Annotated in this window: 1 protein-coding gene; it reads right to left on the reverse strand. The window is 64.2% G+C overall.

What is annotated here, in order from left to right:
• Positions 1–133: 133 nt before the first annotated feature.
• Positions 134–1,093 carry an IS5 family transposase gene (locus C7I87_RS34670; RefSeq protein ID WP_149908425.1) on the reverse strand — a complete coding sequence of 320 codons (960 nt, stop codon included), beginning with the start codon at positions 1,091–1,093 and terminating at the stop codon, positions 134–136.
• Positions 1,094–1,154 lie beyond the last annotated feature (61 nt).

Here is a 1,154-nt window from a genome sequence, read left to right on the forward strand (position 1 = left end):
CCCTTGTGGGCCTGTTGCGCAATGTTGCGGGAGGCGTGTTGTGAGGATTGTGGGCGGCCATTTTGGTTGCTTTGGGGGCTTTTCGGGGTTTGGGAGCCGCGCCTTTGCGGCGTTTGGCGGATTTCGGGCGCAGCTATGGCGTGATCGCCGCCCATCGTCTCATGTTGAAGGCGATGGTGGCGAGCATGATCTGGGCCGTTGCCTTGACGAGGCCGACATAGCGGATGCGGGTGAGACGCATGCGGTTCTTGAGCGTGGCGAATGTGGTTTCCACCGCCGCCCTGCGCCGTGCGATCAAGCGGTTGTAGAGCTTGAGGCGGGGCGGCAGTTCGGGATGGTGTTTGTTGGGCCGGCGGGCGAGCCGGGCCTTGATGCCGCGCGCCTTGAGCCGCGCCTGGCGGGCGTGGGTGTGGTAGGCTGCATCCGCCCATATCACCTTCTCGTCGCCGACGATCAGGCCGTCGGCTGGCTCGGTGTCGTTGACGTTGGCCGGCGTCGTGATCACAGTCCTGATCAGGCCGGAACCCTCGTCCACGCCGACATGGGCCTTGTAGCCGAAGGTGAAGCCGCCCTTCTTCCTGGCCCCGCCAAAAGCAGCGTCCGGATCGAGCGAGGCCCGCTCGCCGGAACTCGGCGCCGAGGCCGCCTCGATCAGGGTCGCGTCCAGCATCGCGCCGCGCTTCAGCATCACGCCCGCTTTCTCCAACTGCCGGTCGAGTTCGCCAAACAGCCTGTCCAGAAGTCCCTTCTCGATCAAAAGATTGCGGAAGCGGTTGAGAACCGTGTGGTCGGGCACCGTCTCGTCGAGGGCGAGCCCCACGAAGCGGCGGAACGACAGCCGGTCGGCGAGCGCTTCCTCCAACTCGCGGTCCGACAGCCCGTAAAGCGACTGCAAGAGCAGGGCCTTGTAGAGAACCAGCGCTGGCCAGCCGGGATGGCCCGGGCCACCATGATTGAGCCCGCCAAGCAGCTTCTCGAAACGGTACCACTTCACCAGCGACCCGATCCGATCCAGGATCCCCGACGAGCCAACCGCCTTGTTCCCAAGGAACGCCTCGACAAAGCTCATCTGTCCCGTCCGCTTCACCGCCATCGCAAATCCCTCCGAGCAATAATCGAAGTGAATCACAATGCCAGAATTGTGCAACAGGCCC

Origin of the sequence: Mesorhizobium sp. SARCC-RB16n (genome assembly GCF_008520305.1) — a bacterium.
Taxonomy (GTDB): domain Bacteria; phylum Pseudomonadota; class Alphaproteobacteria; order Rhizobiales; family Rhizobiaceae; genus Mesorhizobium.

Excerpts from the sequence above, each read along its gene's own strand:
- C7I87_RS34670 (WP_149908425.1), bottom strand. The coding sequence starts at position 1,093 with ATGGCGGTGAAGCGGACGGGACAGATGAGCTTTGTCGAGGCGTTCCTT.